General features: G+C 56.1%; 13 protein-coding genes and 3 pseudogenes. 15 read left to right on the top strand and 1 reads right to left on the bottom strand.

Translation table 11 applies throughout. From position 1 onward, the window contains the following. The 4 genes from EGH24_RS14920 to EGH24_RS14905 form a co-directional block, all read left to right on the top strand. The coding region (locus EGH24_RS14920) for an HAD-IC family P-type ATPase (protein WP_142980869.1) at positions 1–385 on the top strand (385 nt) is incomplete at its 5' end. 17 nt (positions 386–402) lie between these two features. Further along, on the top strand, positions 403–627 hold the full coding sequence (locus tag EGH24_RS14915; protein WP_080508364.1) for a DUF7123 family protein: 225 nt from the start codon (positions 403–405) through the stop codon (positions 625–627). Beyond that, positions 624–1,625: a DUF63 family protein gene (locus EGH24_RS14910; RefSeq protein WP_142980868.1), complete on the top strand. Its 1,002-nt coding sequence runs from the start codon at positions 624–626 to the stop codon at positions 1,623–1,625. The genes EGH24_RS14915 and EGH24_RS14910 overlap by 4 nt, the downstream gene beginning before the upstream one ends. Before the next feature lie 28 nt (positions 1,626–1,653). Continuing rightward, entirely contained in the window at positions 1,654–2,829 is a 1,176-nt protein-coding gene (locus EGH24_RS14905) for an NAD(P)/FAD-dependent oxidoreductase (protein ID WP_142980867.1), read from the top strand. On the opposite strand, the gene EGH24_RS14900 is transcribed toward EGH24_RS14905, so the two are convergent. Then, the gene (locus EGH24_RS14900; RefSeq protein WP_142980866.1) at positions 2,818–3,813 is read right to left on the bottom strand and encodes a universal stress protein; all 996 of its coding nucleotides are present in this window, start codon (positions 3,811–3,813) and stop codon (positions 2,818–2,820) included. The genes EGH24_RS14905 and EGH24_RS14900 overlap by 12 nt on opposite strands. A gap of 79 nt (positions 3,814–3,892) precedes the next feature. On the opposite strand from EGH24_RS14900, the gene EGH24_RS15820 reads away from it, so the two are divergent. The 11 genes and pseudogenes from EGH24_RS15820 to EGH24_RS14845 all read left to right on the top strand — a co-directional run. Then, positions 3,893–4,219, top strand: coding sequence for a DUF63 family protein (locus tag EGH24_RS15820; RefSeq protein WP_142980865.1), 327 nt, complete (start codon positions 3,893–3,895; stop codon positions 4,217–4,219). Between the two features lie 156 nt (positions 4,220–4,375). After that, on the top strand, positions 4,376–4,582 hold the full coding sequence (locus EGH24_RS14890) for a heavy-metal-associated domain-containing protein (RefSeq protein ID WP_394348378.1): 207 nt from the start codon (positions 4,376–4,378) through the stop codon (positions 4,580–4,582). Between the two features lie 53 nt (positions 4,583–4,635). Then, positions 4,636–5,622 (top strand): transcription initiation factor IIB, encoded by a 987-nt coding sequence (locus EGH24_RS14885; protein ID WP_142980864.1) that lies wholly within the window; start codon positions 4,636–4,638, stop codon positions 5,620–5,622. Then, positions 5,619–6,257 carry a plastocyanin/azurin family copper-binding protein gene (locus EGH24_RS14880; protein ID WP_142980863.1) on the top strand — a complete coding sequence of 213 codons (639 nt, stop codon included), beginning with the start codon at positions 5,619–5,621 and terminating at the stop codon, positions 6,255–6,257. Before EGH24_RS14885 ends, EGH24_RS14880 begins: the two co-directional genes overlap by 4 nt. Positions 6,258–6,341: 84 nt before the next feature. Beyond that, positions 6,342–6,640 (top strand): annotated as a pseudogene (locus EGH24_RS14875) (hypothetical protein). 4 nt (positions 6,641–6,644) lie between these two features. Beyond that, positions 6,645–6,977: pseudogene (locus EGH24_RS15460) on the top strand (ISH3 family transposase); the annotation flags it as partial. Then, positions 6,975–7,433 (top strand): annotated as a pseudogene (locus EGH24_RS14870) (IS1595 family transposase); the annotation flags it as partial. The pseudogenes EGH24_RS15460 and EGH24_RS14870, both read left to right, overlap by 3 nt. A 141-nt stretch (positions 7,434–7,574) precedes the next feature. Then, entirely contained in the window at positions 7,575–8,075 is a 501-nt protein-coding gene (locus EGH24_RS14865; protein WP_142980862.1) for a halocyanin domain-containing protein, read from the top strand. 23 nt (positions 8,076–8,098) lie between these two features. Then, positions 8,099–8,566, top strand: coding sequence for a DUF411 domain-containing protein (locus EGH24_RS15925; RefSeq protein WP_142980861.1), 468 nt, complete (start codon positions 8,099–8,101; stop codon positions 8,564–8,566). 185 nt (positions 8,567–8,751) lie between these two features. After that, positions 8,752–9,450 carry a DUF1405 domain-containing protein gene (locus tag EGH24_RS14850; protein ID WP_142980860.1) on the top strand — a complete coding sequence of 233 codons (699 nt, stop codon included), beginning with the start codon at positions 8,752–8,754 and terminating at the stop codon, positions 9,448–9,450. Positions 9,451–9,563: 113 nt separating this feature from the next. Beyond that, positions 9,564–9,807, top strand: a 244-nt coding sequence (locus tag EGH24_RS14845; RefSeq protein ID WP_221886768.1) for a cupredoxin domain-containing protein, incomplete at its 3' end; no start/stop codon positions are given.

The following is a 9,807-nucleotide window of genomic DNA, read 5'->3' as shown; positions in this document are numbered from 1 at the left end:
CGTCGTNGGTCGGCAAGCGATGATGGTCGGTGACGGTGTCAACGACGCGCCAGCGCTCGCAGTCGCACACGTCGGGACAGCTATTGGTTCCGGCACGGACGTCGCCATCGAGGCTGCGGATCTGACGCTGATGCGCGACGATCCGGTCGACGTCGTGAAGGCGATCCGTATATCGGATGCAACACTCCAGAAGATCAAGCAGAACCTCGTGTGGGCGCTGGGGTACAACACGGCGATGATCCCGTTAGCATCGCTCGGCCTGCTCCAGCCCGTACTCGCTGCAGCAGCAATGGCGTTCTCCAGCGTGTCGGTGCTGACGAACAGCCTGTTGTTCCGGCGGTACACCCCCGATCACGACTACAAGCTCTTCGGTCGCCTCCGCTGAACGTCACCTCTATATCAATGTCAAATATTTCCCGCCAAACGGTTCGGAGGTACCTCGTCGAGACAGCCAGTAGCGAACCGACATACCTCCGGGCTCGCGAGATCGCCGGCGACCTTGACGGATCGCCGAAGGCCGTTGCACAGTACCTCAGCCAACTTCAGGACGACCTCTCAAACGTCTCACTCGAACAGTGGGGGCGCTCGAAGAGTACGACGTGGCGATTGGAGGTGAACGAGTCGTGAGTACTGTCACCCGACGCGTCGAAACCGTCCTTCCGGAGACCGGCTCACGCGAGTGGTGGGCGCTGTACCTGCTCGCCCCGCTCGTCCTCGTCGGTGCGGGCCTCCTTGTGTTCCCGACGCTGGTCTACGACCGGTTCATCTGGCAGTACCTCTGGGGGCCAGTCGTCGCCGACGCCGTTAGTCAGCCAGTCACGCACGAGGGGATTCGTGCTGTCCGGGGCTACAATGCGGTGAACACGGTAACCTACCTCGCGGCGGTCGTGTACAGCCTCCCCGGACTGCGGGCGTATCTCGACCAGCTCGATGTCACGTTCGACGCACGCCTGGCTTACGGATTCGCTCCGATCATTATCGCCGGCGGCGCGATGCGAGCGCTTGAGGACATCGGCCTGCTGGGAGACTACGCGGTGTGGTTCATTACGCCGTCGATCTACTTCGTCGTCACCGCTATCACCGTCCTCGCGCTCGGCGTCGGTGCACTCGTGCGTGACCAAAATATCGGTTCTATCCCGCTAACAGTCGGGCTTGTCGGGTCGGTGTGGGCTGTCAGTGCCGTCGGGTGGGCAGTTTGGCACGGCCTCTCGACGTCGACCCCACTTCGCCTATGGGTTCCTGTCGCGACGACGGGAATAGCTCTCGGAGTGACCGCGCTCTACTACTGGGGCGCGAGTTTCGTCAACGTCACACACCTTCGACACCCGCTAATTCTGCTGGCCGTCTTTGGCCAGCTGTGGGACGCTGCGCAGAACCTCATCGGTGTGACGTTCATCGGCTACTCCCCCAAGTTGTTCGTCACGAATCTCGTGTACCAGGCGACTGGATTCTCCGGATCGACGTTCGTGCTGAAACTTGTCGTGACTGTCGGCATCGTGTGGTATCTCGCTGATGCGAAAGAGGAGATGAATCACACGTGGTGGTGGCTTATGACGTTCTTCATCGGAGCGATCGGACTTCCGATGGGCGTTCGGGGATCACTTCGGATGCTGTTGGGAGCTTAACGATGGTCTCAAAGATTGGTACAAACCGATGACTCGAACATGCAGAATTGCGATAATAGGTGGAGGGATGGCCGGGCTTGCAGCAGCTGCTGGATTTGACGACGCTGGGTTCGACGTCGAACTATATGAGCGGCAGTCCTACGATAGCAAACGCGTTAATTGCGGAGAAGCGATGACAGCGGTATCGAAGATCCCACTCGAGCCGACTGTAGAGAACGGCTTTCTCAATCCGCTGCCAGCGATGGAAGTGGAGGTGTATGACGGAATCGACGCCGATCGCCACCGCACTGGAGCCGGCACCTTTCCTGCTGCGGATACATATATAACGGACCGAAATGTCGTTGAGCAGTCCTGGGCAGAACAACTCTCAGAGAAGGGTGTTGACATCCACGAAAACCAGTCTATCACACGGACAGATTTCCACGAGTTCACCGATGAGTATGATCTCGTCGTTGATGCAACCGGTCAGCCATCACTCTCTAGTAAAGCGCTCGGAACAACCAACGAGTATTCAGGATATATGGTAGCGCTTAACAGTGATGTCGAAGGGGACTTCACCGAGTTGTACCCGAACAGCCGGATAATTCTGGAGAACTATACAGGGTACTCGTGGGCATTCCCGAAGACATCGCAACGAGCCAACGTTGGTATCGGCTGGACGGTCAGTGACCGGCCTAGTGATTATATGAAGGCATTGAGGGAAGCCTGTAAGCGGAATGGGTGGGCAGTCCCGTCGCAGGAACGGACGAACGTCGCAATCATTCCCGAGGGACCAAGCCTTGATCCCGACAGAACCCATCTACCGGAGCATTCCGTCGTACGAGTGGGTGATGCTGCAGGTATCGCAAACCGACTCACCGGAAAGGGGATCTCACAGGCCGTTGAATCCGGATTCTTGGCCGCAGAGCTGGCTAACAGAGGCCAATTACACAGTTACCCTGACAGATTATATCAGAGGATGAAAACGGAGTACATTTTCGCCACAGTTGTGAGATACTTTCTTGAAACTCGTAATCCCAAGGTTCTGGGAGCAGCAATTCGTGCCGCTGCCGGGATCGATATTGAAGACGTTGACCGGTCTCCGAGTACAGTTCTACTGCGTCTCCTCCGCCACCCTGTTTTATTTGCCCGTATTTTCTCGAGACGACGAGTTTTAAACCGTGTCTATGGAGGAATGACCAACCAGTGGGAATTAATTGATTGACTTCCTGTTCTGTTTGGACTTCCGACAAAAAGTATACGGGTGCTTTTTCAATTCAGCTGTCCTGCGGTTAATCGTCAGAACGGGGTAATCTGCTTCCTCGATCACTTGAGCTGCGACACTTCCCTGTAACAGTCGGCGAATACCAGTCAATCCTCGTGTCCCCATTGTAACAAGGTCGATGCCATTCACCTCAGTATATTTGAGAATCTCCTGTTGAGCTTGACCATAACTCAACGTAGTTCGGACAGGAACGTCTAAGGTCGCTGCCTTCTCCGTAATGTCCTCCAAGAGCCGAGTTCCCCGCTGTTCCCAAGAGTCAGTAACTTCCTCCCACGTGAATCCAGGCCGACTCGAATAGGACTGTTCGGAAATAACAAGAAGTCCATGTAGGGTCGCATCATACCGTTTAGCAATTTGTAGCCCATGTTTGAAAGCCACAGATGCCTCATCATATCCATCCGTGGGCACGAGAATGTCTGTGAACTGGCTAGTAGATAACTCTCCAACCGGATCAGGTGGATCCCTATCAGGTATCGTCAAGACAGGAAGAGAGATATTTTGAATGATCTGGCTGGAGACATCTCTCCGGAGAATTCGTGCTAATCTAGTCTGTTTAGGTTTCTGGTGAACAAGCAAATCAATATCATTCTCTTCAGCGTACTCCCGAATAACACCTGGAGAGTGCCCACAATCCACTGCTGGTATCACATTGAGCCCGAGCGAGTGGGCCTGATCCACCACGGGTTCAATTACCGCTGCTGCGTCCCACTCCTCTTGTTTAGTGACTTGGTCGGATTCCACCTCCGTGCGTTCCTCATCTTGAATAGATAATACGTGGAGAGCCGCATCATACATTTCCGCAAGTGATAGACCATATTGGACCACTGAATCCACTACATCAACTCCGTAGAGTGGAATGAGGATCTGGTTGTACTGGTTGATGTCCGGACCTTCTCGAACTTCTAGACGGCGTGGGGAGCTCATACATATCTATACGTAACGATGATTTACCGCGCTTTCTGTTAAGAATCGAAACCGGCCAAATGGTCTCTGGGATAGTGATTTGAGAGGGTCACCGCGCGTAGCCCTTGCTGGATCACTCCCGTTTCGAAAGAAAACAGGGGGCGAGAGTGTAGGACTGACGTGTCTTAGCTCATCAGAATGTAGCTGCTGCGAGCAGTATGAATCATATTTTCGCGAGAATATCACCGGCTTCGCTGGCTCGACGTTCGTCCTGAAGCTGATTGCCGTGACGGTTGTCGTATGGATCCTCGCAGACGGCGAGGGAGAGATGGACTACACGTGGTGGTGGCTTATCGCGTTCGTCGCGATGGCCGTCGGCCTTCCGATGGGTGTTCGTGGATCGATTCGGATGATGCTCGGAGTCTGACAAAGAGATGGATGCGACTGCCGTAGTTTCTATCCCTGCAGTCGGACATTCGATTCAACGAATCACACGGTAGTAAAGCAGCATTCTTCAAAGAACACACCGCCCAATTCTGTCGTATTATAATAGAAACTCACGTGAAAGAGGAAGGTGTATGATATGACGACGATGAGTCTCCAGATCACTGTCAAAGGAATGACCTGCGACGGATGCGAACAGACCGTTCGAGAAGCACTCGAAGGCGTATCAGGAGTCGAACGTGCGACGGCCGACCGAGCGACTGATACCGCAACGATTGACGGTGATACCGATCTCGAGAACCTTCGGCAGGCCGTGGAAGACGCTGGCTACTCCGCTGTCGGCTAAACAGTCGATAGCGAGCGCCCGCCGAGTCTCCGATCCAGACACGATATCCGCCAATGATACCCCCAAACACAGCATCCACATCCATCCGGCGTCAACCGGAATCCGAAGCAGAAACATCCCCTACGCACCGCTCCACATGTGTCGAGTGTGATGGAACGGTCATCTATTCCGAGGATAAAGGGGAGTACCATTGTGACGCATGCGGGTTGGTACTCGAAGAGTCGAACATCGACAGAGGGCCCGAATGGCGAGCGTTCACTGAACGCGAGACTTCGCAGAAGTCCCGTGTCGGTGCTCCCATAACGCACACCCTCCACGACAAGGGACTCTCGACGATGATCGGCTGGCGTAACGAAGATACGTACGGAAATGCGTTGAGCAAACGCCAACAGCAGAAATTCCAGCGACTCCGAACCTGGGACGAACGCTTTCGCACGCGGGATAGCAAGGAACGGAATCTCAAGCAGGCGCTCGGCGAGATCGACCGAATGGCATCCGCACTCGATCTACCCACCCCGATTCGTGAGACTGCGAGCGTGATCTACCGCCGTGCCCTTGAGAAAGACCTACTTCGAGGACGATCGATCGAAGGGGTTGGTGCTAGTGCATTGTATGCCGCAGCTCGGCAAGCGAACACGCCCAGGAGTCTCGATGAGGTGGCTGCAGTCAGCCGCATCGGTAAGAGCAAACTTGCGCGAACCTATCGATACGTCGCTCGCGAACTCGTGTTGGGGATTGCGCCGGACGATCCAACCGACTACCTCCCACGATTTGCATCCGACTGTGAGGTTTCGGTCGAAACCGAAACTCGTGCCCGACACCTCCTTGAAGTGGCGGCAGAGCAGGACGCATTGAGTGGGAAAAGTCCGATTGGGCTTGCGGCAGCCGCGATCTATGCAGCGACGAGACGTACGGAGGACAGTCTCACCCAGGCCGACGCGAGCGAGGTGACCAATGTGAGCAAAGTCACAATCAGAAATCGCTATCAAGAGCTGCTCGAAATTGCCGATGATGCGGATCCAAACGAACTAGAGTCATGAAAAGACGAACGTTTCTGCAAACGGCGGGAGGACTCGCAGCGGCGAGTACTCTCGCACAGCCGACAGCCGCACAGGAAGCCAAGACAGTCCAGATTACCATGGAGGGGGGAGACTTCTTCATCGACCCAGTAGGCCTGTTCGTCGAACCGGGTGAGACCGTAATCTTCGAGATGGGAGCGGCGGCCCCACACTCCTCAACCGCCTATGAAGACCGCATCCCAAGCGATGCAGATCCCTGGGACAGCGGGTTACTGCAAGAAGGAGAGACGTTCGAACATACGTTCGAGGTCGAGGGGACATATGATTACAACTGCACCGCTCACGTATCATTGGGACAGGTCGGGCGAATCGTCGTCGGAAGTCCCGGTGGACCGGCAACAGAGAGCTCTATCCCGACCAACCCTCCGAGCGGACAGATGCCAGATAGCCAAACGATCGTCGATCAAGGGTCGATTGCGTACCCGTTTACTGGCACCGCGAGTGGTGGCAGTGGCGAGAGTGGTGGTGGACAACCAGCACCACAGGTGCCGGACAGTGCAAAAACCCTAGGTATCTTAGCGTTCGCCGCGATGGTGAGCACGCTCGGGTTGACTTACGTCTTCATGAAGTACGGTGGTGATTATGGTGTCGAGTAGAACAGTAGAAGGCTTCTGCGAGATTCCTTCACGATCAGCGGTTATGAGCGAGAGTAGTAAGACTATCGTGGCCCTTTGAAAACCATGCCCGAGTCAAAGGACACCCTCGAAATCCAGAACGTGGTCGCTTCAACCGAATTGGGTCAGGAACTGAATCTGAAGCCGTTAGCCGACGACCTCCCCACTACAGAGTATCAGCCGGAATCCTTCCCAGGACTTGTCTTTCGCACCCAATCTCGAAAGCTGACACACTTATTTTCCGCTCTGGGAAAGCGGTCTGTACTGGCGCAAAAAGTGTTCAAGACATTAATAACGCGTTAGAATTCGTGTTCAACGAACTCAGTACATCACAAAGCCGGTTAGTTGAGACGTCTGCTTGCTGAAGGTGTGTCTAATACCAAGCAAGCAGACGGTGAAATCCACGAGGACCAGCTTCTTAACTTCCTCGTCAACTCTCTTGACGAGGAAGTTGCTCTCACACTCGCTGAAAACGCTGAACTCGATGCTGAAGACATCTACGAGGTCCTCGTCGGCGCACGCGCTGACGGGACCTCGGTCTCAACGCCCTGTGAGAGAAGTGAAGATGCACCCCACGAAAACTCGGTTCTCTACCATCTCCGCACCAAGTTCGACCTTGAGACGCTCGAACAAGTCGGAACCGCGCTCCTTCAGAAAGACGTTCTCGACGTCCTTCCCCAGCAGGTGGAGGTCGTTTCGGAGCACGACCGCGAGTCGCGCTCGCGTGGCCTGTCCACACGCGGACGAGGAACGTACGAAGACGACAAACCACCCGTGTTCATTCCGGTCGATCGGGGCACCAAGCAGCGGTACGTGATCCCGGCGAAAGCCGCAGACGAATCGACTCCTGCTGGCCGACCGCCAGCAGGAGTCGCTCACCGTCTATACCGACGGCTTTCGAGCGTACGAACCGCTTGAGGGGGACGACGAATTCGACCGCGAATACGTCGTCCACGGCGACGGCGAGTACGCTGATGAAGAGATCCACGTCAACACTTGCGAGAGCCACGCGTCGCTGATGCGACGGTGGCTCTCGCCGCCTCGAGGTGTCTCAAAGGACAAGCTAACACAGTATCTCAGAGCATTACAGCTCCGACGAGATCTCTTCGTATACCGGGACGAGACGCTCTCAAACACGCTGTTCCAGCCACTCTCTGAAATCAACAACGTGCTACACATGAGCGTTGATGGTACTACCACGTGTATCTCTACTGCTAGCACACATAATCGGAGGAGTCAATTTGCTGGCCCAGCAAATTGACGACTCGCTTAAGATACGTAGCACACAACCTTCGTCCTATGGAGATGTCACGGCGGCAAATACTGGCAGGAAGTGGCGTGGCGCTGATCGGTTCGATCGCTGGCTGTCTCGGCGGCGACGACGCTACCGGGAGCGATGGAAACGGTGGGGACACGCCCACTGACGAAGAAACCGACGGCAACAACAGCGGGAATCAGGAAGTCGCCGACTACCTCTCGGAGATTGCGAACTACGACGGAATCAACGACCGTACCGACGAGGGATCAGTGACCGTCAGGAATGGTGCTGTCGACGGTGCCGGCCAACAGTTCGTCTTTGATCCGGCGGCGATCCGTGTTTCCCTCGGCACGGACGTGACCTGGGAGTGGGTCGATAGTAACAGCCACAGCGTCACGGCCGAAGACGAGACGTTCGACAGCAGCCTCATTTCAGGTGAAGGGGAAACCTGGGCGTACACCTTCGATGAGCCAGGTACCTACTTGTACTATTGTATAGCACACCGAGCACTCGAGCAGAAAGGAGCAATCGTCGTGGAATAGCGACTCTCTCTGTTTCCCGCCCGATGAGAATTAATAACACTATCGTGTGTACATGGGTCCAAACGGAACTATTCATGTCGTCACAATGGACTCGTCGCCATGCTCTCCAAGTAGGAGGGGCTATCGGAATTTTCGGTGTAGCCGGTTGTCTCGGGTCATCTGGTACCGACACCAACTCACCCAACCTCAATCAGGCAGCAATTACCCTGCTAAACGGTGGCACGCTCGTAACGTCTCCGTCGTGCCCGTGCTGTCACGAATACGCGGATATCTTGACCGAACGCGGCGTAGACAGGCTCGATATCGTGGAGCAAAAGAACTACGCCGAACCGAAGCAGTGCGCAGGCATCCCACGCGAACTGTGGGCATGCCACACGATTACTACTGAGGGCTACGCGTTGGAGGGACATCTCCCAGTAGAAGCGATCGAAAAATTGGCAATCGAACGACCAGCAATAATCGGGGTTGTATTACCAGGAATGCCAGCATGAACTGGGGAATGGGTGGCGGGATGGGGACCGGTATGGATGACGGAATGGCCAGTAGCATGGGATCAAATATAACCGCCGGGATGGGATCTTGGAATGGTCGCCCTCGCGGTGCTGATGCTGATCAGTGGCATCATCATGACGAACCGGCACGGTGCTGAATCCGGAATGTGTGACCTGTTTCGAGAATGACCACGACAACACGTTCAAGCCGCCTACCTAGCTATCTCGCACCGCTACCAGAGCGCGTCGAGGACCTCGCACTTCGGTACGCGTGGGTCATCGTCGCGATTAATCTGGCCGGGACTGCGTTCGGGTTCTGGTACTACCGCTTCCAGCTGGCCCAAACCCCAGTCGTGATGTGGCCGTTCGTCCCCGATAGCCCCGCCGCGACGCTGTTCGTCGCGCTCAGTCTCGCCGCGTGGAAACTGGACTACGACGTCGAGTGGCTCCACATGCTCGCCTTCTTCGGCAACATCAAACTCGGTCTCTGGACGCCGTTCGTCCAGCTGGTTCTCAACGGACCGGGCGGTATCGAACCCTGGCTCTACTGGTTCCTCATCGTAAGCCATCTCGCGATGAGCCTCCAGTCGTTCCTGATCTATCGCTACGCCGAGTTCACGGTCGGTGCGGTCGCCGTCACCACCGTCTGGTACGGCCTCAACGACATCGTGGACTACTTCGCGCCGCTCGTCGGGGAGTTTCACCACACGTTCCTGCGGGCCGAACTCGTCAACGGCGCACTCGATCACTCGGTGCGAGCGCACGACCTCGCAGCGGCCGCGGCCGTGACGCTGACGCTCGCCGCGGCGTTTCTCGCAATAGCGACACGGGTGAAGAAGCTCGAAACAACTGAGGAGTCCTCCGCACGAGGGGTGCGCCGATGAACGGCTATTCACGACGGTCGGTACTTCGCCGGAGCCGGAGTGTGCTAGCAGTCGGGGCAACCGCGATTGCTGGCTGTCTCGGAGGTAGCGGCCCGTCGGGTCCGACGGTCACGATGACGGGCGACCTCCGATTCGATCCGGGCGAAGTCGCAATCGACCCCGGTCAGCAGGTCACCTGGGTGAACGAGAGTGGAGTCCCCCATACCGCATCGGCATACGAAGAAGGGATTCCCGACGAGGCGTCGTACTTCGCAAGCGGCGGCTACGAGTCCGAGCAGGCTGTCCGGTTGAGTACGTCAGCGAGAGGGTTTCTCGAACGGGGCGAAACCTACAGTTACACGTTCGACGTCACGGGGA

Source organism: Halonotius terrestris (assembly GCF_006861665.1).
GTDB classification, from domain to species: Archaea; Halobacteriota; Halobacteria; order Halobacteriales; family Haloferacaceae; genus Halonotius; species Halonotius terrestris.
The sequence above is the reverse complement of the archived record's forward strand: the minus strand, read 5'-3'. Positions and strand labels throughout refer to the sequence as shown.